At 68.4% G+C, this 25,244-nt stretch carries 17 protein-coding genes and 2 pseudogenes; 9 read left to right on the plus strand and 10 right to left on the minus strand.

Going from position 1 to position 25,244, the window contains the following annotated elements; all coding sequences use genetic code 11:
• Positions 1-15: 15 nt before the first annotated feature.
• Positions 16-1,188: a hypothetical protein gene (locus WS78_RS23145; RefSeq protein ID WP_156437583.1), complete on the minus strand. Its 1,173-nt coding sequence runs from the start codon at positions 1,186-1,188 to the stop codon at positions 16-18.
• Between the two features lie 223 nt (positions 1,189-1,411).
• On the minus strand, positions 1,412-2,530 hold the full coding sequence (locus tag WS78_RS23150; RefSeq protein WP_059580377.1) for a 3-deoxy-7-phosphoheptulonate synthase: 1,119 nt from the start codon (positions 2,528-2,530) through the stop codon (positions 1,412-1,414).
• Between the two features lie 280 nt (positions 2,531-2,810).
• On the opposite strand from WS78_RS23150, the gene WS78_RS23155 reads away from it, so the two are divergent.
• Entirely contained in the window at positions 2,811-3,248 is a 438-nt protein-coding gene (locus tag WS78_RS23155) for a YciI family protein (RefSeq protein ID WP_059580381.1), read from the plus strand.
• A 324-nt stretch (positions 3,249-3,572) separates the two neighbouring features.
• Here WS78_RS23155 and WS78_RS23160 read toward each other — a convergent pair.
• From WS78_RS23160 to WS78_RS23190, 6 genes and pseudogenes are all read right to left on the minus strand, one after another.
• Positions 3,573-3,785: pseudogene (locus WS78_RS23160) on the minus strand (dihydrofolate reductase family protein); the annotation flags it as partial.
• Positions 3,718-4,254: pseudogene (locus WS78_RS23165) on the minus strand (amino acid permease); the annotation flags it as partial. The pseudogenes WS78_RS23165 and WS78_RS23160, both read right to left, overlap by 68 nt.
• Before the next feature lie 380 nt (positions 4,255-4,634).
• Positions 4,635-4,928: a hypothetical protein gene (locus WS78_RS23170; protein WP_038749463.1), complete on the minus strand. Its 294-nt coding sequence runs from the start codon at positions 4,926-4,928 to the stop codon at positions 4,635-4,637.
• A 377-nt stretch (positions 4,929-5,305) separates the two neighbouring features.
• Positions 5,306-10,213, minus strand: a complete 4,908-nt coding sequence (locus WS78_RS23175; protein WP_059580388.1) for a DEAD/DEAH box helicase — start codon at positions 10,211-10,213, stop codon at positions 5,306-5,308.
• A 584-nt stretch (positions 10,214-10,797) separates the two neighbouring features.
• Positions 10,798-11,322, minus strand: a complete 525-nt coding sequence (locus WS78_RS38280) for a hypothetical protein (RefSeq protein WP_038749457.1) — start codon at positions 11,320-11,322, stop codon at positions 10,798-10,800.
• 520 nt (positions 11,323-11,842) lie between these two features.
• A complete protein-coding gene (locus WS78_RS23190; RefSeq protein WP_059580397.1) occupies positions 11,843-12,361 on the minus strand; it encodes a metal-dependent hydrolase in 519 nt (172 codons plus the stop codon).
• A 653-nt stretch (positions 12,362-13,014) separates the two neighbouring features.
• Here WS78_RS23190 and ggt point away from each other — a divergent pair.
• Positions 13,015-14,733, plus strand: coding sequence for a gamma-glutamyltransferase (gene ggt / locus WS78_RS23200; protein WP_059580400.1), 1,719 nt, complete (start codon positions 13,015-13,017; stop codon positions 14,731-14,733).
• Positions 14,734-15,178: 445 nt separating this feature from the next.
• Here the strand turns inward: ggt and WS78_RS23205 are convergent, their stop codons facing one another.
• The gene (locus tag WS78_RS23205; RefSeq protein ID WP_082717588.1) at positions 15,179-16,609 is read right to left on the minus strand and encodes a TolC family protein; all 1,431 of its coding nucleotides are present in this window, start codon (positions 16,607-16,609) and stop codon (positions 15,179-15,181) included.
• A 294-nt stretch (positions 16,610-16,903) separates the two neighbouring features.
• On the opposite strand from WS78_RS23205, the gene WS78_RS23210 reads away from it, so the two are divergent.
• The 7 genes from WS78_RS23210 (at position 16,904) to ppk2 (ending at position 24,772) form a co-directional block, all read left to right on the plus strand.
• Positions 16,904-17,062 (plus strand): hypothetical protein, encoded by a 159-nt coding sequence (locus WS78_RS23210; RefSeq protein WP_162483266.1) that lies wholly within the window; start codon positions 16,904-16,906, stop codon positions 17,060-17,062.
• Between the two features lie 240 nt (positions 17,063-17,302).
• Positions 17,303-17,488 carry a hypothetical protein gene (locus WS78_RS23215; RefSeq protein ID WP_038749441.1) on the plus strand — a complete coding sequence of 62 codons (186 nt, stop codon included), beginning with the start codon at positions 17,303-17,305 and terminating at the stop codon, positions 17,486-17,488.
• A 135-nt stretch (positions 17,489-17,623) separates the two neighbouring features.
• Complete coding sequence (locus WS78_RS23220) at positions 17,624-19,747, plus strand: peptidase domain-containing ABC transporter (protein ID WP_059580408.1); 2,124 nt, start codon at positions 17,624-17,626, stop codon at positions 19,745-19,747.
• Positions 19,744-20,766 carry a lysophospholipid acyltransferase family protein gene (locus WS78_RS23225; RefSeq protein WP_059580412.1) on the plus strand — a complete coding sequence of 341 codons (1,023 nt, stop codon included), beginning with the start codon at positions 19,744-19,746 and terminating at the stop codon, positions 20,764-20,766. The genes WS78_RS23220 and WS78_RS23225 overlap by 4 nt, the downstream gene beginning before the upstream one ends.
• A 13-nt stretch (positions 20,767-20,779) precedes the next feature.
• Positions 20,780-22,075: an HlyD family secretion protein gene (locus WS78_RS23230; protein ID WP_059580415.1), complete on the plus strand. Its 1,296-nt coding sequence runs from the start codon at positions 20,780-20,782 to the stop codon at positions 22,073-22,075.
• Between the two features lie 13 nt (positions 22,076-22,088).
• Complete coding sequence (locus tag WS78_RS36205) at positions 22,089-23,618, plus strand: OmpW/AlkL family protein (RefSeq protein ID WP_059580419.1); 1,530 nt, start codon at positions 22,089-22,091, stop codon at positions 23,616-23,618.
• A gap of 227 nt (positions 23,619-23,845) precedes the next feature.
• A complete protein-coding gene (gene ppk2, locus WS78_RS23240) occupies positions 23,846-24,772 on the plus strand; it encodes a polyphosphate kinase 2 (RefSeq protein ID WP_038749428.1) in 927 nt (308 codons plus the stop codon).
• A 60-nt stretch (positions 24,773-24,832) separates the two neighbouring features.
• Here the strand turns inward: ppk2 and WS78_RS23245 are convergent, their stop codons facing one another.
• Positions 24,833-25,090, minus strand: coding sequence for a hypothetical protein (locus WS78_RS23245; protein WP_059580422.1), 258 nt, complete (start codon positions 25,088-25,090; stop codon positions 24,833-24,835).
• Positions 25,091-25,244 lie beyond the last annotated feature (154 nt).

Below are 25,244 nucleotides of genomic sequence, written 5' to 3' on the forward strand. Positions count from 1 at the left end.
GCGCCGAATTCCGGCTCAATCGGGCCGGGTTCGATGGATGACGACGATCGGATATCGTCGTTTCCAGATGGCGCAGGCGAGCGAATGTCCGATCGCGCTGTTCGACATCGCGCTCGCCAAGCCGGGGACGTACGGAATCGACGCCAGCACGCCGTGGGAGCCGGACGTGACTTCATATTTCTTGGGGAGCTCGATCAGGGTGGTGCAGAGACGATCCCAATCCGTCGCGGTTCGCGACGAGTGGGAGCCGGCGTGATCGATGGCGGCGTACCTGCCGCTCGTCGGGTAGCACGGCGCGCCCACTTGGACGCCCTGGACGGCGCCTCCGTCGAACAGCGCGACGAGCATTTCGCCGAACGTGGTGTCGCAACGCGCATTTTGTATCGCGGGCGCGCACATCCAGCGCGACGGCCACAGGCCGTTCGTGTTCCAGCCCTTGCTCTTGCGGCTCGGCGCGGCCGCATACCAGCCGTAGGGAGGCGTATGCGAGGTGCCGGGCACGGCGAATTTGCCCAGCAGGCCGTTGCGCCCGTTCGCTCGATGCAAGTCGAACGGGGGCCACGCCGACAACAGGGCGAGTTCCTTGTTGGTCGACGCATCGGGATTGGACGCCGACAACGACGTGACGGGAACCTTCGGCTGTTGCGCGCTCGGCGCGGCCTTCGCCTGGACGATCAGGCCCCGGCCGCGGCGAAGCGTGATTTGGCCGTGCCTGGTGAATGCGTCGATCACGAAAATGGCGGCGTCGCCCAACTCGACCGGGCGGGTGATCGCGTGTCCGTGGCAATCGACGACGCCGTAAGGTTGCATGTCCGCATAGGGCTTCTTGTCGATCCAGCCCATCGAGATTTGAAGCGATTCAGCCGGGTGGGCCGTCGTCAGGAACGCGTCGCGGACGGCGATCAGAAAGGGCCGGTCGAAGAGCCGCGCCAACTGCTCAAGCTCTCCGAACCGCCCGAACCCGCTGTATTGTCCGGCGACTGCCGCATCGATATCCGCACTGGCGCTCATGGATTCCTCGTCGATGTGTTCTAGGGCCGGTTCACGCTGGTAACGGGCTTGCGCCGGCCGCCAGAAGGGCCGAGCGCGAGGATCGCGACGAAGCGAATACTCGACGTATTCGCGAGGAGCACCGCGCAGCGATCGGTCCTTCTGGCGGCCGGCTCCTCGAAGGATTTTTTCGATCACGGGAACGTGCCCGTGCGCCCGCATTGCGGCGTGGTTCCGTCGTTGCAATGGCGACGGCTGTTGCGCCTCCTCTCTCTCCTTGCCTTGCGGGCGCAAAGGCACGTTCGCAAGCCCGTTACCAACGTGAACTGGCCCTAGGGGTTTGTGTGGCTCGCGAGGGCGAATTGTGCGCCGCCGCCCGCATCGGGCGGGCGGCAACTGCGAGATTTCGGAGCGTGCGCCGTCAGGCCGCGCGCCGCCGCCGCACCGCCTGCGCGAGCGTGTCGAGCACGGGCTCGGTCTGCGCCCAGCTCAGGCACGCGTCGGTGATCGACACGCCGTATTGCAGCGGCACGCCCGGCTTCAGTTCCTGCCGGCCGGCCTCCAGGTTGCTCTCGATCATCACGCCGGTAATGCGCCGCTCGCCGTGCGACAGTTGTCGCGCGAGATCTTCGGCGACGTCGGCCTGCCGCAGGTGCGACTTGTTCGAGTTCGCATGCGAGCAGTCGACCATCACCTGTTCGCGCAGGCTCGCCGCGCGCAGCACCGCGCAGGCGTCCTCGATGCTCGCGCCGTCGTAGTTCGGGCCCTTCTTGCCGCCGCGCAGGATCACGTGCGCGTCGTCGTTGCCGCGCGTCTCGAAGATCGCGGCCATGCCCATCTTCGTCATCCCCATGAACGCATGGGTCGCGCGCGCCGCGACGATCGCGTCGGCCGCGATCTGCACGCCGCCGTCGGTGCCGTTCTTGAAGCCGATCGGGCAGCTCAGGCCCGACGCGAGCTGGCGGTGGCTCTGGCTCTCGGTCGTGCGCGCGCCGATCGCGCCCCATGCGATCAGGTCCGCGATGTACTGCGGGCTCAGCAGATCGAGGAATTCCGTGCCCGCGGGCAGGCCGAGCGCATTGATGTCGAGGAGCAGACGGCGCGCCGCGCGCAGCCCTTCGTTGATGCGGAAGCTGCCGTCCAGGCGCGGATCGTTGATGTAGCCCTTCCAGCCGACGGTCGTCCGCGGCTTCTCGAAATACACGCGCATCACGATCAGCAGGTCGTCCTGCAGTGCGTCGGCGGCGGCCTTGAGCCGGCGCGCGTAGTCGAGCGCCTGGTCGTGATCGTGGATCGAGCACGGGCCGACGACCGTCACGAGGCGGTCGTCGCGGCCGTGCAGCACGCCGCCGATCGCCTGGCGGCTCTGCTCGACGAGCGTCTGGACGGCGGGCGGCACGGGCAGCTCGTCCTGCAGCAGCGCCGGGGAGATGAGCGGGCGCACCGCGCCGATGCGGACGTCGTCGATGCGCGTCGTGTCCTGCGTCGCGTCGGCGAAGCCCGCTTCCCGGTCGTGCAGGGGATTGTCTAAGTTTTGCATGGTGGGGTTCCGATTCTGCGAAATGAATCGCGATTATGGCATTCGCGCCGCGGCCCGGGAGGCGGGCGGCCGCGTCCGCGCTGCGCTGCCGCAAACGGCGGTACGGCGCCGGCCGGAGCCGCTCGCGGCCGCGCGGGCTGGCGTGCGGCCGGTTTTCTGTGCGAAGGTGTCGAATTCGGCGAGGCTGGTTCGTCGCTGTGTCGTAGCCGCAGGACGAAGCCGCGCCGCGCAGTGCCCGGCGGCCGCGCGGCGCAACCCACTGACTCGAGGAGAAACGACGATGCGCGTGATGGTGATCGTGAAGGCGACGAACGAATCGGAAGCGGGCAAGATGCCCGGCACGGAACTGCTCGAGGCGATGGGCAAGTTCAACGAAGACCTCGTGAAGGCCGGCGTGATGCTCGCGGGCGAGGGCCTGCATCCGAGCGCGAAGGGCAAGCGGGTGCGCTTTTCGGGCAGCGCGCGGACCGTGATCGACGGGCCGTTCGCGGAAACCAAGGAACTCGTCGCGGGGTTCTGGCTGTGGAAGGTCGCGTCGATGGACGAGGCGCTCGAATGGGTGAAGCGCTGCCCGAATCCGATGGAAGGCGATTCGGAGATCGAGATCCGGCCGTTGTTCGACATGGACGACTTCGGCGCGGAGATGACGCCCGAGCTGCGGGAGCGGGAGGAACGGTTGCGCGACGAGATCGACGCGCGGGGGAAGGGGGCGCGCTGACGCGGCGTCCGCGTCCGCGTCCGCGTTCGCGCCGCCGCTGTCGCCGCCATCGCCATCGGTCGCTCGCCGTTCGGGGCGCTTGGGCGCGGGCCGCCCCATGGGCTCGGCGTGTCTCGGCGCCGACGATGGGCGCGGCGCAATGGGCGCGGCGCGACTGAGCGCCCGGCGCGGCGCGCTCCGCGCGTCGCCCGACGCGCGCGGTCCGACGCGGCGAGGAGCGTATCAGGCCGGCCCGAGAAACGGGTTCGGCTTGAATGGCTCGTCAGGCCGCCATTCGTGCGTCGGCGGAGTCGGCCGGAACGCATGCTCTTGCAGCGCGGATTGTCATGCGACTTCTTCGAACGCGCCCGTGCGCACCTCGCCGTCGCGCAGGTAGCGGGCCATCAGCATGCCGCCGGGCGTGGCCGTCGAGTGCGCGAGAGTGAAGGCGCACGCGAGCGCATCGTCGCCGAACAAGCGCTTGCCGCGCCCAAGCATGACCGGATAGATCAGCAGCCGCAGCTCGTCCACCAGGCCGGCTGCGAGCAACTGGCGCACCTCCCGACACGGTGACGCCGAACGCGTTGGCGGCCGCGACGATCGCGATCAGCACGGCGGCCGACGCGATCACCGTCGCGTGCCCGCCGCCCGTGACGGCGGCGACGTACGCGCCGCCGAACATCGCGGCGGCGGGCGCGCCGGCCGGCACCGCGAAATAGAAGCACCAGCCGACGACGGCCGCCGCTTTCGGGCCGAACGCGTTGCGCACGTAGGTCGACACGCCGCCCGCGTCCGGATAGCGGGCGCCGAGCGCGGCGAAGGTCGCGGCGAGCGGAATCGACAGCACGACGAGCGCCGCCCACGCGACGAGCGACGCGGGGCCCGCGACTTCGGCCGCGAGCGCGGGCAGCGCGATCACGCCGGTGCCGAGCACGGCGCCGACGTAGAGCGCCGTGCCCTGGAGGATCGTCAGCGAGCCGGCATGGTGCGGCGCGGCCGTGGCGCCGCGCTCGACGGGGGCGTTCATCTATCCGGTCTCCTGGTGGGCGTGTTCGACTGTGCGCGCGTGCGCGCGCGGCGGCCGGGCGGCGCGCGACGCGTAACGGGAGCGGCGATGATGGTGGATGGCGGCGGCTTCGGCGTGCGGGCGTTTAGCAGTTTGTCGCGGCCGGCGTGGATTGTTTCGAAACGAGATGAGGAAGCGGGGCGCTTGCTTGAGGCGGCGGACCGCGTTCGGCGGAATGAAGCGGCCCGCGTCGCCGAGTCTCCGGTTCGCCGCGTCTACAATTCACCGACTTGCCGACTTGCCGACTTGCCGACTTGCCGACTTGCCGGTTCGGTTCGGTTCGATTCGGCGCGGAAAGACGGGCCGGGGCGCCTCTGATCCCGCCTGTCCGCCGCGAACGCTTATTGCGGAATCACGAACGCCTGATGGAACACGATGCCGTTCGGCGTGCTCGGCGCGGTGAAGGAGAACGGCCTCTCGATCTTGCCGACGACGACGGTTCCCTTGAACGTGGCCGGGCCGCCCCAGTTGACGCCGACGATCATCAGCGTGTTGAGGCCGTCGGCGAGATACGGCGTCAGGTCGACCTGGTCGGAGAAGGTGGGATTGCCCTCGGTCTTCCTGTCGTAGACGACCAGGCCGTTGACGGTCGCGAAAATCTCGTTGTCCGCGTTGGTGACGTATAGCGTGGCCATGGCGAAACCTCCGGAGTGGATGCGCTTGGATGAGGGACGATCGGCGGTCGGCTGAAGCGGCGGACGAGCAGCCCATCCGCCGGAGCGGCCGCACCGGCCGGATCGGCTCGGGCGGCGGACGCGCCCGTCGCGGGATGCGGCGAGTGTGCAGGCGTCACCCGTCATCGATTATTCGAGCGGGGCTTGAAAATAACTACCGACCAGTTCTGGTAGGCGGCTCGCCGGGCGTGAGTCCGGATCGAGCCGATTGCGAGCCGGTTGCGAGTGGGTTGCGAGCCGATCGTGAGCCGATTTCGGCTCGATCGTGAGTCAATCGTGATTTGATCGCGAGCCACGAGCCGCGAGCTGTCATTGCCTCCGCCGCGCGGCCGCCCGCGTCATCGATGCCGCGCGAGCCTCGCGCGGGCGTCGTCCCGCTCGACGGCGTCGAGCTCGGGCGCGAAGACGAACTGCCCGCCGACGAGCGACGCGACCGGCACGCCGTCGCGGAACAGGACCCGGTTGCCCGCGAGCGCGGGCACGCGGTCGCCCGGCAGCAGCGTGCCCGTCAGGTTGAGCGGATCGGCGCCGCTCACGCACTGCATCAGGCCCTCGGCCGGGCGGCGGCGCAGGTCGCGCAGGATCGGGATCGCGTCGGGCAGCGCGAACTGCTCGCCCGCGAGCCCCGCGACGAAGCGGCCGCCGCGAATCTCGCCGCGCGCCTCGAGCCGCCGGTAGACGGGCAGCAGCTCGCGCCAGCTCGGCATCCATCCGGCTTCGCATGCGAGGATTCGCCAGAACACGACGCCGTAGCGGCGCAACAGCGTCCGCGCGACGTGCTCGAGCGCGGCGGGCGCGATCGCACGACGGCCGGACGGAGGCGGCGACGCGCGCATCGCGCGCTCGACGCGGGCGTCGGCAGGCGCGGCGGCGTGTTGCGCGTCGCCGGCGCGAGCGAGGCCGTTGCCGGCACGTCGTCCGTCTTCGCCGCGTTCGCCGTCTTCGCCGTCTTCGCCGGACGGGTCGCCTTCGCCAAATGCGCGGCGTTCGCCGCCGTCGCCGATTTCGTCGAAATCGGCGCGCGTGAGCGGCAGCCGCTGCACGAGCGCCCAGCGCCCCGCGTCGTCCATGCCGCCGATCAGCGCGCCGCCGCGTCGCGCGCGCGACGGCCGGTGCGTGCCGCGCTGCGCGGCCGGCCTGATCAGCGCGCGCAGGCCCGCGAAGCTGTCCGCGTTGACGAGCCCCGCCGCGACGAGCTCGCCGAGCGCGCGCTCGAGCTCGACGGGCAACAGGCGCGCGTGCGCGGCGAGCTCGTCGAAGAACATCGCGCCGTACGCGGCGAGCGTCGCGCGCACGCGCTCGGCGCGCGCGGACAGCGCCGGCTGCGCGGCCGGATCGCGCAGCGCCTGCCAGAGCGCGAGCTCGCGGCGCGGCAGCAGCACGACGGGCGTCGTCTTCACGGGCGCGCTCGCGGCTTTCGCCGGCGCGCCGAGCCGCGCCCACGCGAGCTTGCCGGCGCGGCACGGCTCGTCGAGGCCGCCCGTCACGTAATCGGCGAGCCGCGCGGGCAGCAGCTCGTCTTCCCACGCGCTCGCGGCGGCCTCGAAGCCTTCGAGCTGATGGGCGACCGACGCGAGCGCGTCGTTGCCCATGCCGCGCGTGTCGGGCGCGACGCGCTGCCAGTGGAACAGGAAGCGCATGAAGTCCGCGAGCTCGACGGGCTCGATCTCGCGCCGCAGGCGCTTCACGGTGTACCGGTGGATGCGCGCGAGCAGGTGCCGCTCGCACCATTCGTCGTCGCGCGCGCCCGGCGTGAAGCGGCCGCGCAGCACGTAGCCTTCGCGCTCGAGCGCGGCGAGCGCGATCGCGACCGACGACGCGGGCAGCGCGAGCGGCGCCGCGTGCGCGTCGGCCGAGAGCGGCCCGAAGCCCGTGAGCCGCGCGCGAATCACGTCGACGAGCGCCGCGTCGGGCTCCCACGGCGCGTCGAAGCCGGCCGGCGGCTCGAGCGGCGGATCGAGCGGGGCGTTCGCGCCGTACAGCGCCCGCATGCACGCGACGCGCTCGGCGGGAAGCCACAGTCCGCGGCCGTTCGCGAGCGCGAGCCGGGCCGCGCGCTTGCCGGCCGCGAGCCGCTCGACGCACGCGCGCCAGCCGTCGTGCGCTTCGATCTCGTCGTCGGACACGCACGCGAGGCCGACGAGCGCATCGTGCATTTCGTCGGGCTCGCGCACGAGCGGCCACGCTTCGCCGCGCACCGAGTCGATCGCGCCCGCGTCGAGCGCGCCGAGATCGTCGGCCGCTTCCGGATCGCTCCAGCGCCGCGCGAGCACCGCCTGCGTGCGGCGCTCCTCGAGCGGCGCGTCGTCGAGGAACGCGTACGGCTTCGCGTTCAGGATCTCGGCCGCGAGCGGCGACGGCGCGGGCAGATCGCGTGCGACGAGCGCGACGTCGCCCGACTCGATCCGCCGCAGCAGCGCGAGCCAGCCTTCGGTGTCCATCGCGTCGTGCAGGCAATCGTCGAGCGTCTGGTCGACGAGCGGATGCCGCGGCACCTCGCGCTCGCCGACGATGTTCTCCGCGCACGCGACCTGATCGGGGAACACGGTCGCGAGCAGATCGTCGCTCTTCATTCGCTGCAGTTGCGGGGCGACCTTGCGGCCGCCCGCGAAGCGCGGCAGCGCGAGCGACGTCGTCGCGTTCCAGCGCCAGCGCGCGTTGAAGAGCGGCGCGTCGAGGAGCGCCTGGATCAGCACGTGCTCGGCGCTCGCCGCGCGCAGATAGCGCCAGACTTCGTCGAGCGCGAAGCTGTGCGCGTGCGACAGCGACAGGATCAGCGCGTCGTCGGTCGCCGCCGCCTGCAGCTCGAAGTTGAACGTGCGGCAGAAGCGCTTGCGCAGTGCGAGGCCCCACGCGCGGTTGATCCGGCTGCCGTTCGGCGAATGGATCACGAGCTGCATGCCGCCCGATTCGTCGAAGAAGCGCTCCATCACGAGCGTGTCCTGCGTCGGCAGCGCGCCGAGCGCCGCGCGGGCGCGCGCGAGATAGTCGGCGATCTGCCGCGCGGCTTCGGCGTCGACGCCGAGCTCGCCGGTCAGCCACGCGAGCACGGGCGCGAGACGGCGCGGCTCGGCGGCGGCGTCGGATGCGGCGGTTTCGGTTGCGGCAGATGCGCTTGCGGCAGATTCGGCTGCGGCAGATTCGGTTGCGGTGACGGCGATCGCGACGGTTTCGGCGTGCGTCGCGGCGCGCGGCGATGCGGCGGCGGCAGCGGGGCGCGCCGCGACGCGACGGCCGCGCGGCGCGGCGATATTTCTCGTTGCATCTTTATCTGCCTCTGCCTCTGCTCCCGTTCCCGTTCCCGTTCCCGCTCCCGTTCCCGCTCCCGCTCCCGTTCCCGTTCCCGCTCCCGCTCCCGCTCCCGCTCCCGCATTCGCATTCGCGTTCGCGTTCGCACCCGAGTTCGCCTCAGCTCCCGCCCGAGCGGCATCCGCATCGCGTCGCGCGAGCAGCGCGTCGACGTGCGCGCGCAGCCGCGCGACGCCCGCCGACAGCTCGTCGCTGCGCGCGGGCGCCTCGCCGATCCAGAACGGGATGTTCGGCGCCTGCCCGTGCGCATCCTCGACGCGCACGCGCCCCGTCTCGATCCGGATGATCCGGTACGACTGGTTGCCGAGCTGGAACACGTCGCCCGCGAGGCTTTCGACCGCGAAATCCTCGTTGACGGTGCCGATGTTCACGCCCTGCGGCTCGAGCAGCACCGCGTAGTCGGCGTTGTCGGGAATCGTGCCGCCCGAGGTGACCGCCGCGATGCGCGCATTGCGCCGCCCGCGCACCGTGTGCGAGACGACGTCGCGATGCAGATACGCGGCGCGCGCGCCGCGCCGGGTCGTGAAGCCTTCGGCTAGCATCTTCAGCACGTCGTCGAACTGCTCGCGCGCGAGCGTCGCGTACGGCGCGGCCCGCGTCACGCAGCGGTAGAGCGCGTCCTCGTCCCATTCGCGGCACGCGACTTCGGCGACGAGCTGCTGCGCGAGCACGTCGAGCGGCGCGTGCGGGATGCGCAGCACGTCGAGCTCGCCGCGCCGCACGCAATCGAGGAGCGCCGCGCATTCGACGAGCTCGTCGCGCGACAGCGGAAAGAGCCGCCCCTTCGGCACGCCGCCGACCCGGTGCCCGGAGCGGCCCACGCGCTGCAAGAACGGCGCGATGCCGCGCGGCGAGCCGAGCTGGCAGACGAGGTCGACGTCGCCGATGTCGATCCCGAGCTCGAGCGACGCCGTCGCGACGAGCAGCTTCAGCTTGCCGTGCTTCAGGCGCTGCTCGGCGTCGAAGCGGTGCTCCTTCGCGAGGCTGCCGTGGTGCGCGGCGATCGCGTCCGCGCCGAGGCGCTCGGCGAGATGGCGCGCGGCGCGCTCGGCCATCCGGCGCGTGTTGACGAACACGAGCGTCGTGCGGTGCGCGGCCGCGAGCTCGGCGATGCGGTCGTAAATGCGCTCCCAGACATCGTTCGCCATCACCGGGCCGAGCGGCACCGGCGGCAATTCGAGCGCGAGATCGCGCGTGCGCGTGTGGCCCGTGTCGACGATCGCGCAATCGGGCGGCGCGTCGTCGCGGCCGCCGACGAGAAAGCGCGCGACCGCCTCGACGGGCTTTTGCGTCGCGGACAGCCCGATGCGCGGCAGCTTGCGGCCGGCGAGCGCGTCGAGCCGCTCAAGCGACAGCGCGAGATGGCTGCCGCGCTTGTTGTTGGCGAGCGCGTGAATTTCGTCGACGATCACGGTGCGCGTGCTCGCGAGCATGCGCCGGCCCGATTCGGACGACAGCAGCACGTACAGCGATTCCGGGGTCGTGACGAGAATGTGCGGCGCGTGCTTGCGATGCGCGACGCGCTCGGCCTGCGACGTGTCGCCGGTGCGGACCGCGGTGCGGATCTGCGGCGCGGGCAGCCCGCGCCGCGCGATCTCGGCGGCGATGCCGGCGAGCGGCGCCTCGAGGTTCACGTGGATGTCGTTGGACAGCGCCTTCAGCGGCGACACGTAGACGACGAGCGTTTCGTCCGGCAGCGCGCCGCCGTGCGCGAGCGCGTCGCGCACGAGATCGTCGAGCGCGGACAGGAACGCGGTGAGGGTCTTGCCGGAGCCGGTCGGCGCGGCGACGAGCGTCGAGCGGCCGGCCTTGATGTGCGGCCACGCGAGCGCCTGCGCGCCGGTGGGCGCGGCGAACGTATCGGAGAACCACGCGGCGACGACGGGATGGAACGCGTCGAGCGCGCGGGCGGCGGGGCGGGTGGTGGTGACGTCCATCGGAACCGTAGGTGGGGGCGGGCGCGGGCGGCGCAAGGCGGGGCCCGGCCGGATAGTGTGCCAGACGCGCGGGCGGATTGCAGGCGATCGGCGGGCGGGGACGTGGTGCGTTGCGGCGGGCGGCGCGGGGCGTGAGCCGGCCGCGGGAAGCGTGGGCGGCTCATGAATGCGACTAACGGTGGGGTTGTGTTGCGCCGAGGGCGGGGCGATCGTGCCTACAGAACGCAGAACGCAGAACGCAGAACGCAGAACGCAGAACGCAGAACGCAGGGCGCAGAACGCGGGCATGCGACATGCGACATGCGACATGCGACATGCGACATGCGACATGCGACATGCGACATGCCCGCGGAGATCATGCGCCGAACGAAAATGGTTCCGAAGGCGTGGACGTTATTCGCCTCGCGTCGCCGATGGCTTGTCGGCATCAGGGCTGGCGACGCGCTCGTTGGCCGAACTCGGTGATGCTTCGGGCAACGACTTCGGCTGCACTTTCGGTGGCGACTCCAGCGGCAACTCCAGCGGCAACTCCAGCGGCGCGCGATCGCCGTAGCACGGCGATCGCGCGCCTGCGCCGACGATCGTCAGAACAGCCAGTTCTTCAGCGTGCCGACCGGGTCCGTGAGCAGTCTCCCCGGATCGATGACGAGGAGCTGGAGCGTCTCGATCGAGTGCGGAATGACCACGATCGAATAGGCGATGCGCGCCGCGACGAGCGCCGCCGTCACCTGTGCCGCGCGCGCCCAGAATCGGCGGCCGGTGCGGGCGATGTGCCGCCTGGCCGCGCGCCAGACGCCGACGACCCACCAGACGTTGAGGAGCGACAGCGCGACGTCGGCGAGCACCACCGGCGGGACGGCCGCCAGCGCGCTTGCGATCGCGTCGTTGTCTCCCGGTCCCTGTCCTTCGCCGAGCCGTTCGAACACTCGGGTCATCAGCACCTGGCTGCAGATCGTCCGCAGCGCGTAGATCGGCGATTGATTCAGCCAGAAGGCGATGCCGAGCGAGTAGTCGCCGCGCCAGTGCCGGACGATCCAGCGAAGCGGGCCGAAGCTCGGCAGCGGGCGTGCGGCGGATGAAGGCGGAGGCGTCGTGATGTCGTCGGTCATGTTCTTGTGCGTTGTGTCAGGAACGATCCGGCCTGATCGTCGAAGGGCGCGGCGAGGCCGCGTTCGCCATTCTACCCGCGGCCGCGGCGCGGCCCGGACGCATGCCGGGAGCAGTGTCGATCGGCGGCCGGTTTGCCGATCGTCGGTGGAACGGCTGCCGGCCGAGCCGGCGCCGGTCGGCCGCGCGGGCGTCGATCGAGCGATCGCTTGCCGGCCAATCGTCGGGCGGGCGATTGCTGGCCGAACGATCGTCGGCCAGGCGGTCAGGATCGAACGGATGCCGGCCGGGCGATTGCCGGGCGAGCAATTGCTGGTCGAGCGATCGGCGATCGAGCGATTGCCTTCGAGCGCACGTCGAGCGGGCGCGTCGGTCATGCGATTGACGTTCGAGTCATCATCGCCGTCATCCGTCATCCGTCATCCGTTATCTGTCATCCGGCGTCCGGCGTCCGGCGTCTGGCGTCCGGCATTCGGCATTGGCATTCGGCGTCTGGCATTCGGTATCCGTCGACGGGCGGCGTCACACCGTGCGCAGCCAGCCGAGCCAGTGCGCGAGCGGCGCCGCGTGCCCCCATGCGGCCTGCGCGAGCCACAGCGCGCCCGCCCACGCGGCCGCGACGACGAGCAGGTCGCAATGCCCGCTGTTCCACCAGTTCAGCGAATGGCGTTTCCACAGCCACGGCACGCCGAGCGGGTTCGGCCAGTCGGCGATCAGATGGACGAGGCCGCCGCACGCGAAGCCGAAGAGCGGCGCGGCCCAAGGGTGGAGATGGCCGAGCGACCGATACGCGAAGACGAGCATTGCCACCCACGCGACGCCCCAGTGCGTGACGGTGCGGTGCGTGACCCAGAGCCGCCGCGAGCGGCGCCACCACGCGAGCTCGAGCCAGTCGGGCGCGGTGCCGCCCGCGACGCCCGCCGCGAATGCGGCGAGGCTGTAGACGTGCCACGGTCCCGCGGCGCCCGCCTGCGCGACGAGCGCCGCGGCGACGAGGCCCGCGGCCCAGCCGCTTGCGTGATGTGCTGCGTGTGATGCCATGCCGGTGTTGCGTCGGCGCGCGGCCGAAATTGAAAAGGGGCGCTATCTTCGCAGATTTGGCGTGCGGCGCGCAGGAGCGGCGAAGAAAAGTTTTCGGCGCGCGCCAAGCGATGCGAACGTGAAGTTGCGCGCGGCGTGGCGGGCGCTTGGCACGGCCGACGCAGCAATCCTTTCGATCATCGCGGTGCGGCAAGGCTGATCGGCATGCAACCGTTGCCAATTGGCGGATGCCGTCTGATTTTTCAGCGCAACTTGGCGCAACTAACTACATTATCGGCAGTGCCTCGGCGCAACGAACGCGTGACGAGCTTCCGACGAGCGCGCGGACGCAGCGGCCGCGCGCTTGCACGAACGGCGACCGGGCAACGCCGGCGTTTCGCGATTCGTCCGCCGTGGGCAACGGATGCGGCGCGGCCGGCTCGCGCGCCGGGGGCACGCACGCGGCATGCCGCGTATCGATTGCCGCTGCTTGTCATCCGGTGCGAGCCTGTCGCCATGCAATGCAACGCCGCATCCACGAGCCGCGCTCCGGGCCCCGCCGGCCGGCGCGACTACGAAGCCCCATTTTTGTTTACGCGTGCAGCCGTGCTATAAGCCTATTCGTCAGCTTTTCGCGCCCCAATTTGCAAGGAGATCAACATGGGAGACATGCAATGAACGCAACGAACCGCTTCAAGTCGACGGCGCTCGCCGCGCTCGTGAGCGCGGCCTTCGTCGGCTTCCTGCCGAGCGCGCCCGCTCATGCGAAAGGTCCGCAGCGCGTCGTGCTCGACGGCTCGGCCGTCGCCGTCGCCGACAAATACAGTGCCGACGCCGCCGAGCAGATCTTCAAGGAAGGCGGCAACGCGGTCGACGCCGCGGTCGCGATCGCATTCACGCTCGCCGTCACGTATCCGGAGGCGGGCAACATCGGCGGCGGCGGCTTCATGACCATCTACAAGGACGGCAAGCCGTACTTCCTCGACTATCGCGAGCGCGCGCCGCTCGCCGCGACGAGGGACATGTACCTCGACAAGGACGGCAACGTCGTCAAGGGCATGAGCCTGTACGGCGACCGCGCGGTCGGCGTGCCGGGCACGGTCGCCGGGATGTGGGAGGCGCAGAAGCGCTTCGGCAAGCTGAAGTGGAAGCAGGTGCTCGCGCCCGCGATCCGCTACGCGCGCGACGGCTTCATCGTCGACGAGCAGCTCGCGCAGCGCGGCGTCGACGCGTCGAAGGAATTCGGCGGCAAGACGAACTTCGACCAATACTTCGCCGGCCTGAAGGCGGGCGCGAACTTCAAGCAGCCGGAGCTCGCGGCGGTGCTGGCGCGCATCGCGAACGACGGCGCGAAGGATTTCTACGACGGCAAGACGGCCGACCTGATCGCCGTGTCGATGAAAAAGGGCGGCGGCCTCATCACGAAGCAGGACCTCGTCCAGTACAAGGCGGTGTGGCGGCAGCCGGTCCAGGCGAGCTGGAACGGCTATCGCGTGATCACCGCGCCGCCGCCGAGCTCGGGCGGCATCGGCCTTGTCCAGTTGCTGAAGATGAAGGCGGACCGCAAGGCCGACTTCGACGGCGTCACGCTGAACTCGCCGCAATACGTGCACCTGATCGCCGAGATCGAGAAGCGCGTGTTCGCCGATCGCGCGCAGTACCTGGGCGATCCGGATTTCTACAAGGTGCCTGTCGCGCAACTGACCGACGACGCCTACATCGCGAAGCGCGCGGCCGAAGTGAATCCGGAGAAGCCGTCCGACACGAAGAGCGTGCAGCCGGGCCTCGGCACGTCGATGCCCGAGAAGGCGGAGACGACGCATTTCTCGGTCGTCGACAAGTGGGGCAACGCGGTGTCGAACACGTACACGATCAACGGCTACTTCGGCTCGGGCGTCGTCGCCGAAGGCACGGGCATCGTGCTCAACGACGAGATGGACGACTTCTCCGCGAAGCCGGGCGTGGCGAACATGTTCGGCGTCGTCGGCAGCGACGCGAACGCGATCGAGCCGAAGAAGCGGCCGCTTTCGTCGATGTCGCCGACGATCCTGACGAAGGACGGCAAGGTCGCGCTCGTGATCGGCACGCCGGGCGGCTCGCGGATCTTCACGTCGATCTTCCAGGTGATCACGAACCTGTACGACTTCAAGATGCCGCTGAAGGACGCGGTGGGCGCGATGCGTTTCCACCATCAGCTGCTGCCGCCGAACACGATCTTCTGGGAGCCGTACCACCCGATCGACGGGGATCTGGCGAAGGGCATCGAGGCGAAGGGCTACACGCTGAAGGGCCAGGACTTCAGCGGCGACATCCAGGCGATCCAGATCGACGGCAAGACGCCCGAGGCGGTGTCCGACCCGCGCGGGCGCGGCGTGTCGCGCGTGATTCAGTGAGCGTGTAGCGTCGTTTGCCGCTCGCCGCTCGCCGCTCGCCGCTCGCCGCCGGAAGCGCCGGGCGGCGAAAGCGGTAAAGTACCGAAGTACCGAAGTACCGAAGTGGCGAAGTGGCGAAGTGGCGAAGTGGCGAAGTGGCGAAATGGCGAAGTGGCGAAGTGGCGAAGCGGCGAAGCGGCGCATCGGCCGGCGGCGCGTTTCGTTTTCGCCGCGCGCTTCCGCCGCTTCCGCCGCATTCCCGCCGTTCCTGCGTCTTTGCCGCGCCGCTGTTCCGGCGCGCGCTTCGTCGCGAGGCTTTCGGCGAAAACGAAAACGTCCCGCTTGCGTCACACGATCGTCACGATCGTCACGATCGTCGTGCCGCGCAAGCGGGACGTTTCATTTCGGTGCGCGAGACGTCCGCGGCCCGAGCGCGCCGAACGCGCGCACCGGATCGCGCGGCCGCTCACTCGCTCGTTTGATCCGGCGAAGCCGCGTTGCTCGCGAGGAAGCTGTCCACCGCCACGAGTGACTGCTCGTCCAGCGTGCCGAGAATGCCCTTCAGCTTCAGTTGCAGCTTCAGCGCGTCGAGATAGCTCTCGAACAGCTTCTGGCGGATGTTCGAGATGTCGGTGCGCAGGTTCAGCGTCTCGTACGTCGTGCTGTAGCCGACCTGGTGCGCCTTCATCGACGAATCGTACGCGAGCCGCGCCGCCTGCAGCGACTGCTGCAGCGCGCGGATGCGCGTGCCGATCGACTGCAGCGCCGCGAGCGTCTCGCGATGGTCGGTGCTCAACTGCTGCTCGACTTCGCGCAGCCGGTTCTGGTACTGCGTCGCGACGTGCTCGGCCTCGACCTGCCGGTAGTGCACGCTGCCGCCCGAGAAGATCGGAATCGTCACCTGCACGCCGACCGCGCTCTGATGGAAGTCGGATTTGTCGGTGAGGCCGCGCAGGTTCGGATTGAGCCCGCGCGAATACGACGCGAACAGGTCGACGGTCGGCAGATGCTCGGCGCCGATGCGCTTCGCGGCGAGCCGCGCGACGCGCAGGTCGCGATACGCCTGCTGATACGACGGGTTGTCCTGCGGCTGGTAATCGCCCGACGGAATGCGCGGCGACGTGCCGTGCATCGCGAGCCGCGGCCAGCGCGTGAAATCGATCGCGGAGCCGAGCAGCGTCTCGTAGCGCGCGCGGCGCGCCTCGACGTCGATGCGTGCGAGCGCCTCGTCCGATTGCGCGAGGCTCCTGCGCGCCTCGATCTCGGCGGTGTCGCCGATCGTCTTCATCCCGAGCTGCGCCATGCGGCGCGTGTCGCTCTCGAGCCGCGCGAGCGCGTCGACCTCGTCGTCGGCGAGCTGCAGCTTCTCGCGCGCGGACAGCAGATCGAAGCACGCGTTCGCCACGCGCATGATGAGCTCCTGCTTCGCGACTTCGAGCTGCTGCCGCGCCGATTCCTCGAATTCCTTTGCGCGGCTCATGTCGTACAGGTACGGCATGTTGAAGAGCGCCTGCGTGACCTGCGCGGCGCCGTATGCGGCGGTGCTGTTGCCGCTCACGTCGATGCCGAACAGGTTCGCGTGCGTGCCGTAGCGCCCCCATTCGAGCTGCGCGCTCGCCTGCGGCAGCATTTGCGCGCGCGCCTGCGGGAATTTCTGCCGCGCGGCGTCGTATTCGGCCCGCGCCTGCAGGAATTTCGGATCGTTCGAAACCGCATGCTGGTAAACCTCGTCTAGACAGAATGCGCTTGCCGTTTCGGAACCGGTACCGAGTGCGACGAATGCCGCGCAAACGGTGGCGTAAGCCACATTGGCTCGAAAGCGAAAGGATTTACTCGTTAAGTGAAAACCCGCATGCCAAAATTTAGACGAGGCACCCAAATTCGCTGTTTCAAACATCTCCGTCTCCATCTCCTGCCATGTGTCAAGCGGTCGACGCTACAAATTAAACGTTTTAAATAATGAGTTGAAACGCATGCATCTTTTTGGTGAATTTCGGATCGTCAAAAACCCATATATGACGAGGCCGGCCATCTTGTTTCCATCTTGAGCGCATGATAGCCTGATTCCGGCTTGTAATCGCAGCGATAAAAAATAAACGTCGTTCGGTTATTTACGGCCATTGGCATTATTAGAGAAGTCTTGACGTCGTCTTTTTTTCTTTACGAGGAGATAGTTATGAAGGTTATGACGATGGAGCAGACCAAGGTGGTTCACGGCGGCGGCCCGATCAGCTCGCTGGGCACGCTGGCAGCGGCATCCGGCCCGCTGTTCACGGCGCTCGGCCAGTTCATGCCGACGCTCGGCGGCTACCTGCAGAATCCCAAGAACTACAATAGCAACGGCAAGTAAGCACTAGCCGTTGCATTTGCGCGGGGAGGCGCCCCCCGCGTAAAATAGTCTGAAGTTCAAGTTGCAAAAACGGTAATCCGTCGCCAATCGAGATATATAAACACTATTCATTCTTCTTTGTTGGCAATCGGAGGAAATGATCAGGAGACAGTGATGTCGAGGCATCTCCGAATGGGGTCGTCCGCGCTGGCGGATGCGGATTCGGGCCACGACGTTGCTTCAAGAGTAAAGGCCACCCCGATGCAAGCCATATCTGAGCAACAAGCCCGTGCGATCCGCGGCGGAGGCTCTGCCTACGCCAACTCGGCCGCCTACACGGTTTCCCTCGCGAATCAATCGATCGGCCCCGTCGTCAACGGGCTCTTGACCCAATACCAGGCCCAGGCCGTCAACCAATTCAAAATGGCGCTCGGGTCCGGCAGCTAAGCCGGGCTCGAAGCAGCGTCCAGGCCGCGTTCCGCTGAAGCCGGGGCGCGGCGTTCACGCCGTGCCCGCGCGACGGCTTCGAGCCGCAGCGCGCCGGGCGCGGGCCGGCATTGTCGTGTCCAGCATTCGCAAGCTATGTGGTTCAACACAAATAAAGTCAGGCCCATTCTTCAGGACGAGGTGACCGAATGCGGTCTCGCGTGCCTTGCGATGATCGCGACCTGGCACGGCCGGGACACGACGTTGCGCACGCTGCGCAACCGGTATCCCGTGAAGATCGATTCCGGCCTGTCGTTCTTCGATCTGATGGAGATCGCGAACGACCTCGGGATGCGCGCGCGCGGGCTCCAGTTCGAGGCGAACGAGATCGACGCGCTGAAGCTGCCGTGCATCCTGCACTGGGGGATGAACCACTACGTCGTGCTGACGAAAGTCTGCTACGGCAGCGTGCACATCGTCGATCCGGCGCTCGGCGAGACGAAACTGCCGCTCGCGCAGGCGCTCACGCAGATCACGGGCTACGCGCTCGAGCTCAATCCGGACATCGGCTTCAAGCACGTCGGCACGTCCGACAAGATCCATCTGCGCGACTACCTGGTGGGCCTCACGGGCATTCGCAAGAGCATCCTGCTCGGCGTCGGGGGCGGCATCGCCGCGCAGTTGCTGCTGCTGCTCGGGCCGTCGTACGTGCAGCTCACGATCGACGAGGCGCTGAAGAAGACCGACGTCGACATTCTGTACCTGCTGACGATCCTGTTCGGTATCGTGTTCCTGTTCGACACGCTGTACGCGAACCTCGTCGGCAACATCAAGAGCTACTTGCGCAACATCGTGTCGCAGCAGCTGTCGTCGAACATGGTCGGGCATCTCGCGCGGCTGCCGATCGGCTATTACCTGTTCCACAACACGGGCGATTCGATTTCGCGCGTCGCGTCGGTGTCGGAGATCGGCCGCTTTCTCGTCGACGGGCTGATCGGCGGGCTGCTCAACGTGTTCACGTGCGTCGTCACGCTCGTGCTGATGCTGTATTACAGCCCGGTGCTCGCCGGCATCAGCCTCGCGGGGATGGTGCTGTTCGCGCTGTCGCGGCTCGCGATCCAGCCGCAGCTGCAGGACGCGATGTCGCAGATCCTCACGCGCGGCGCCGAGGCCGACGCGCTGCTCATCGAGAACATTCGCTCCGCGCATTCGATCAAGCTGCTGTCGTCGGAAACCTCGCGCAGCAGCCTGTGGGTGAACGCGTTCACGCAGAAGCTGCAGGCGGTTCGCCAGCAGGAGCGGCTGCAATTGCTGTTCGACGCGATCTCGAAGGGGATCGTCCATGTCGAGCAGCTGATCATCGTCACGTACGGCGCGTGGCTCGTGATGCACGGGCAGAGCACGATCGGGATCATCTACGCGTTCATCCAGTACAAGAACCTGTTCGCGGACAAGTTCATCGATTCGATCCAGCTCTACGTGCGGCGCAAGGTCTTGCAGGTGCACATGGACCGCGTCGCCGACGTGCTGCAGACCGAAACCGAAGAGCCCGCGCCCGACGCGCCGGTGCGCTCGGTCGAGCATTTCGACGGCTCGCTGTCGATTCGTGCGCTGACGTACACACCGAAGGGCGGCCGCCGTGCGATTCTCGAAGACATCGATCTCGACGTGCCGGCCGGCGCGAAGGTCGCGATCGTCGGCCGGACCGGCAGCGGCAAGACGACGCTTCTGAACCTGATCTGCGGGCTGTATCAGTCGAGCCCGGGCACGCTGTTCGTGGGCGGCGTCGATCTGTCCGAGGTGAACCTGAGGCTCTACCGAAAGCACGTCGCGGCCGTCACGCAGTCGGATCAGCTGTTCCGCGGCACGATTCGCGACAACATCACGAACTTCGCGCCCGCGCCACGCGTCGGCGCGATGCACGAGGCCGCGCGCCTCGCGTGCATCGACCGCGAAATCGATCAGCTCGACAACCGCTACGACACGCCGCTCGGCGACACGCAGAGGTTCCTGTCGGCCGGGCAGATGCAGCGCCTGCTGATCGCCCGTGCGCTGTATTGCGAGCCGCGGCTCCTGATTCTCGACGAATTCTCGTCGAACCTCGATCAGGCGACGACGCACGAGATCTGCCGCAACGTGCTGACGCTGCCGTGCACGATCGTGCTCGTCACGCACGACGCGTCGATCCTGTCGATGGTCGATCGCATCTACGAGATGCGCGACGGCCGCCTCGCCGAAGTGACGCCCGAGCGGCAGCCGGAGCTGGAGGTGCAGCGATGACGTTGATGCGGCTCTTTCTGTTCAATGCGTTCTCGTATTGCTTTTTCGTGCGGCGGATCGTCAAGCGGATCGCGCTCGGCCGCTCGCCCGAACGCGGGCTCGGCATGATGCGCTGGTGCGCGGGCGTCTGCCTGCGCCTCTTTCCGTCGATCCGCTCGTCGATCGAAATGTCGGTGAGGCACATGCTGAGCGCGCACCTGAACGACGATCCGGTGCGCATCCGCGGCGTCGCGGACGGCATCGTCCACGAGCTGTTCGAGGCCGAGGTGGCGGGGCTGATGCTGCGCTCGCACAGCATCGCGTCGATGAAGGCGCTGCTCGACCGGATGGAATGCGAAGGCGAGAGCGCGCTGCGCGCGGCGCTCGCGCGAGGCGGCCCGCTGATGCTCGCGGGCCTGCACTTCGGCAACCTGATGCTGTTCGTCACGAAGCTGCGGCTGATGATTCCCGAAGACCGCAAGATGATGATCGTGATGCACAAGGACGCGCCGGGCGCGTTCTTCGACGACGCGCTGCGCCTCGTCGAAGAATACGGCGCGGGCAAGATCGAGCTGATCGACATCGAGCAGCGCGTGCATCTGCGCCGGCTCGTCACGGGCTTGCGCAAGGAAGCGCCCGTGTTCCTGCTGTTCTCCGATCTGCACGGCCGCTTCGGCAAGACCAACGCATGCCGGCTCGGCGGCCGCTGGGTGCGGCTCGCGGGCGGCGGCGTGAAGCTCGCGGTCGAGCACGACATCCCGATGCTCGTGTCGTATGCGACGGGCGTGCCGTTTCGCGACACGTGCAAGATGCACTTCGTCGAGCTCGACGCGCGGCCCGCGTCGCGGATGCTCGGCGTCGCGGACGAATCGTCGCGCGTCGCGGCGACCCATCAGCGGATCGCCGACAAGCTCGAGGAAGCGCTCGTGAAGCAGCCCGAACAGTGGCACTTCTGGGAGCACTTCACGCCGTACCTGATGCCATCCCCGTTGCTCGAGCCGAACGCGCGCGCCGCCGCGCAGACGCTGCGCAGCGCCTGACGAGTTTTCGCCCATGCCTACCTGGATGACCGCTCTGAGAGAGCAGAAGACGCCGCGCAAGCTCACGCGCGGCACGACGTTCGGCACGGTGATCAACGGCGTCGTCGACGTGCCGGTGTCGATGCGGTTCTTCTGCTATCTGTCGATCGCGATGTTCGTGATGTTCGTCGTCGCGCTCGTGCGCCTCACGTATGCGAACACCGAGAACGTGATGGGCATGCTCACGCCGCGCACGGGGCTGATCGGCGTCGGCGCGCCGCCCGGATGGGCGGTGCGCGAGGTGTTCGTCGCGAAGGATCAGCACGTGAAGGCCGGCCAGAAGCTCCTGAGCGTCACGCGCGACACGAGCTTCGTCGCGCAGGCGAACAACGCGCAGGGGATGCGCGAATCGATCAAGCGCCAGCGCGTCGAGGTCGATCAGCAGATGGATGCGGTGAAGCTCGAATACCAGTCGACGATCCAGCAGATCAACCAGCAGATCGGCGCGCTCGCGGAGAGCCGCGGCCTCATGGACAAGCAGATCCAGGACCAGAAGCGGATCGTGTCCGAGTACCAGGAGCGGCGCGACCGCGTGAAGCAGCTCTTGAACGAGCAGGTGGTCACGCTCGAGCAGTACAACCAGGTGAACACGCAGTATCTGCAGGCGAGCCAGGCGTATCAGGATCTGATGCTGCGCCGCGCCGATCTCGTGAAGAACGCGATGAAGCTGCGCGGCGATCTGGAAACCGTGCAGAGCAAGTACGACGGCTCGAACGCCGAGCTGAAGATCAAGCGGGAAGAACTGAACTCGAAGGAATTCAACATCGACGAGAACGTGAATCAGGTGCTGTACGCGCCCGCCGACGGGCAGATCGTGCGGTTCGACGTCGTGCAGGGCAGCGTGATCGATCCGCCCGGCACGCGCGTCGTCGAGATCCTGCCGGCGAAGGCGGACGGGCTCATCGCCGAGCTGTACATTCCGTCGTCGAAGGCGGGGTTCGTGAAGCCCGGCCAGGAAGTGAAGCTCGCGTACGGCAGCTATCCGGTCGAGAAGTTCGGCACCTATCGCGGCAAGCTGCTGTCGGTGTCGCCCGTCGCGTTCACCGCGAAGGAGCTGAATCTGCCGGCCGACGCCGGCGCGCCGCAGACCTACTTCAAGTGCTGGGTCGAGCTCGCCGACCGCAATCCGGCGTTTGAAGGCAGGCCGCTCACGCTGAAGGCCGGGATGACGCTGAAGGCGGACATCGTGCTCGAGAAGCGCAGCCTGCTCGAATGGCTGTTCGAACCGTTGTATCGGATCCGGCAGCGGATGTTCGGTACGCCCGCGTGACGGCCGATGCGTAATGGGTGACAAGCATCGTCGACGACGCGCGCGCCGCGGCTGGCGCGCTCCGGTGTCCTGTTGGCTCGGCGCGACGCTGCTCGCGTGCGCATGGTCCGCGCACGCGCAGGACGGCGGCTCGGCGAAATGGCGCGACGGCGCGGACGGCATCGGCTTCTTTCCGGGCGGCGACGCGCCCGGCTTCGACGCGAACGCGTGGGGGCCGGTGCCGGGCGACGCGCGGCGGGCGTCGGCGGGCGCGGGGCGGGGCGCGGCGTCGAGCGGCGGCGCATCGAGCGGGACGGCGGACATGGCGGGCGCAGCGGCTGGAGCGGGCGCATCGGACGCATCGGGCGCCCTCGCCGCGAGCCCGAACGCGCCGCGTCCGCGCAGGCTCACCGAAGAGACGATCACGCTCGGCCAACGCGTCGCGACGCCGGCCGCCGCGACGCGCGTGCGCTCCGGCGGCGGCGGCGACGGCATCGGCTTCGCCGACGCGCCGGGCGGCGCGCCCGCGGACGACGCGCCCTCCGCCGACGCATGCGGCGGCAGCGCGTGCGCGCCGGACGAGGGCGCGGCGCGGCGCCCGCCCGCGGACGCGGCGCCGCGCTTCATCGCCGGCGTGCGCTACGACCGGATGCCGTACGAGCTGCATCCGATCGATCCGGAAATGCTGCCCGATCTGCCGGAGGCGCAGGGCCCGACGCTCCTCGAGCAATTGCGGGGCGACGACAGCAACATGATCGGGATCGGCTGGCACTACGTGTTGTCGACGGGCCGCTCGACGCCCGTGACGACGACGACGGGGGCGCTCGGGATCGGCAGCTTCGTGAATCCGGGCTCCGCGGTGTCGATCAGCAACGCGAACACGCCCGCGTTCACGTTCACGCATTTCTTCGGCGAGCACGTCGCGGCCGAGATCGTCGGCGGGATTCCGCCCGAGCTGACGATGCGCGGCCACGGCAGCGTCGGGTTGCCGTTCGACAAGATCTTCCCGGGCGTGCAGGGCCGGCTGCCGCTCGTCGACCTCGGCAACACGCAGAGCAATCCGCTCGGCACGACGCGCGCGTGGCTTGCGTCGACCGTGTTCAAGTATTACCTCGGTAAGCGCGAGGACCGGCTCCGGCCATACGTCGGCCTCGGCATCAGCTACACGCGCTTCACGAACTCGAACCTGAGCCCGGTGTTCGCGAACAAGCTCACGTCGCTCGGCGGCCTGCTGTCGGCGGGCATCTCGCTCGGCGATCTGCAATCGCTGCTCGCCGATCCGAGCGCGCTCGATCGTCTGCTGCAGGCGGGCGCGAATCTCGTGCTGTCGAACGGCGTCCATGCGACGGCGAGCGTGAAGAGCACGTGGACGCCCGTGTTCGTCGTCGGCGCGAACTATCAGCTCACGCGCCAGTTGTCGCTGTCGACGGCGCTCTCGTACATTCCGCTGAAGGCGGCGATCACGCTCAACATCAACGACGCGAAGCGCATCCTCGCGTCGAACACGACGACGCTTTCCGCGAACGTCCTGCTCTGCACGATGCTGCTCAACTACCGGTTCTGAGCGGCGTCGCGCGGCTCCGTGCGCTCGAGGCAATCCATGCGCTCCGGCCGGTGCCGGCGTGGATGTGGGCGTCGCCGGCGGGCGGCCCGTCTCGTCTCATCGTCCGGCGGCTTGCCGGCCGCCGGCCACGCCGCCGCCCGATCCTTTCCGCGCGGTCATTCCCCCGACATCCGGGCCTGCGATAATGTGCGCGGAACGCGTCTGCAACGCGCAGCAAGGAGGCCGGCATGAGCGAAAAGGACACGCGGCGCGACATGGCGCCGCTGCACGAGCGGCAGCGCCGCTTCGAGGAGGATCTCGTCGACGCGTACGACGAAGAGCTCGAGATGGAGCTCGACGACCGTCGCTTCGAGGATGAGACGCTCTTTTCCGCCGAGCGCCGCGAAGCGCGCAAGCGCTACTTCCGCGAGCTGTTCCGCCTGCAGGGCGAGCTCGTGAAGCTGCAGGACTGGGTCGTGAACACCGGGCACCGGCTCGTCGTGATCTTCGAGGGGCGCGACGCGGCGGGCAAGGGCGGCGCGATCAAGCGCATCACGCAGCGGCTGAATCCGCGCGTGTGCCGGGTCGCCGCGCTGCCCGCGCCGAGCAACCGCGAGCGCACGCAATGGTATTTCCAGCGCTACGTCGCGCATCTGCCCGCGGGCGGCGAGATCGTGCTGTTCGACCGCAGCTGGTACAACCGCGCGGGCGTCGAACGCGTGATGAATTTCTGCACCGACGACGAGTACGAGGAGTTCTTCCGCTCGGTGCCGGAGTTCGAGAAAATGCTCGCGCGCAGCGGAATCCAGATCGTCAAGTACTGGTTCTCGATCACCGACGAAGAGCAGGAAGTCCGCTTCCAGAACCGCATCGACGATCCGCTCAAGCAATGGAAGCTGAGCCCGATGGATCTCGAGAGCCGCCGCCGCTGGGAGGCGTACACGGCGGCGAAGGAGGAGATGCTGATGCGCACGCACATTCCCGAGGCGCCGTGGTGGGTCGTGCAGGCGGTCGACAAGAAGAGCGCGCGGCTCAATTGCATGAGCCATCTGCTGAGCCTCGTGCCGTACTACGAGATCGAGCGCGATCCCGTGCATCTGCCGCAGCGCGAGCATCACGACGACTACATCCGGCGTCCGGTGCCGGCCGACATGATCGTGCCGGAGATTTACTGAGGTCTTCCCGCGGCGCGCGCGGACGAACGCCCGCGCGCGCCGGGACGCCGACGCCGCGCGTCAATAATGCTTGGCCGGGATGCCGAATAGGTTGAGGAGCGAGTTGCCGAGGTTCACGGCCGCCGTCGTCAGCACTTCGCCGATGCCGTATGCCGCGCTGCTGATCGGCGACAGAAGGCCGAGCGTGAGCGTGTTGCCGATCGTTTCCGCGCCTTTGCCTGCGACCTCTATCAGATTGCCGAGCGTGTCGAAGATGCTGCCGCCGTCATAGTGGCCGCCCGAGACGTGGGCGATTTCCTGCTGGCTGAGTTCCTGCATCTTGGTTCTCCTGAGAAGTTTGGACCCAAAGAGTCCGGATTGACGAGTGGCCCGACGGGCGTCATGCCCGGCCGGAATTCGACGGCACCGGACCGGGACCGGTGCCGCAACAGACATTAGAGACATGTTCGATTGAAAGATGTACGTTAGGCTA

The sequence above is a fragment of the Burkholderia savannae genome (genome assembly GCF_001524445.2).
In the GTDB taxonomy this organism is placed as follows: domain Bacteria; phylum Pseudomonadota; class Gammaproteobacteria; order Burkholderiales; family Burkholderiaceae; genus Burkholderia; species Burkholderia savannae.

Excerpts from the sequence above, each read along its gene's own strand:
- WS78_RS23150 (WP_059580377.1), bottom strand. The coding sequence starts at position 2,530 with ATGCAAAACTTAGACAATCCCCTGCACGACCGGGAAGCGGGCTTCGCC.
- WS78_RS23155 (WP_059580381.1), top strand. The coding sequence starts at position 2,811 with ATGCGCGTGATGGTGATCGTGAAGGCGACGAACGAATCGGAAGCGGGC.
- WS78_RS23170 (WP_038749463.1), bottom strand. The coding sequence starts at position 4,928 with ATGGCCACGCTATACGTCACCAACGCGGACAACGAGATTTTCGCGACC.
- WS78_RS23175 (WP_059580388.1), bottom strand. The coding sequence starts at position 10,213 with ATGGACGTCACCACCACCCGCCCCGCCGCCCGCGCGCTCGACGCGTTC.
- WS78_RS38280 (WP_038749457.1), bottom strand. The coding sequence starts at position 11,322 with ATGACCGACGACATCACGACGCCTCCGCCTTCATCCGCCGCACGCCCG.
- WS78_RS23190 (WP_059580397.1), bottom strand. The coding sequence starts at position 12,361 with ATGGCATCACACGCAGCACATCACGCAAGCGGCTGGGCCGCGGGCCTC.
- ggt (WP_059580400.1), top strand. The coding sequence starts at position 13,015 with ATGAACGCAACGAACCGCTTCAAGTCGACGGCGCTCGCCGCGCTCGTG.
- WS78_RS23205 (WP_082717588.1), bottom strand. The coding sequence starts at position 16,609 with ATGTTTGAAACAGCGAATTTGGGTGCCTCGTCTAAATTTTGGCATGCG.
- WS78_RS23210 (WP_162483266.1), top strand. The coding sequence starts at position 16,904 with ATGGAGCAGACCAAGGTGGTTCACGGCGGCGGCCCGATCAGCTCGCTG.
- WS78_RS23215 (WP_038749441.1), top strand. The coding sequence starts at position 17,303 with ATGCAAGCCATATCTGAGCAACAAGCCCGTGCGATCCGCGGCGGAGGC.
- WS78_RS23220 (WP_059580408.1), top strand. The coding sequence starts at position 17,624 with ATGTGGTTCAACACAAATAAAGTCAGGCCCATTCTTCAGGACGAGGTG.
- WS78_RS23225 (WP_059580412.1), top strand. The coding sequence starts at position 19,744 with ATGACGTTGATGCGGCTCTTTCTGTTCAATGCGTTCTCGTATTGCTTT.
- WS78_RS23230 (WP_059580415.1), top strand. The coding sequence starts at position 20,780 with ATGCCTACCTGGATGACCGCTCTGAGAGAGCAGAAGACGCCGCGCAAG.
- WS78_RS36205 (WP_059580419.1), top strand. The coding sequence starts at position 22,089 with ATGGGTGACAAGCATCGTCGACGACGCGCGCGCCGCGGCTGGCGCGCT.
- ppk2 (WP_038749428.1), top strand. The coding sequence starts at position 23,846 with ATGAGCGAAAAGGACACGCGGCGCGACATGGCGCCGCTGCACGAGCGG.
- WS78_RS23245 (WP_059580422.1), bottom strand. The coding sequence starts at position 25,090 with ATGCAGGAACTCAGCCAGCAGGAAATCGCCCACGTCTCGGGCGGCCAC.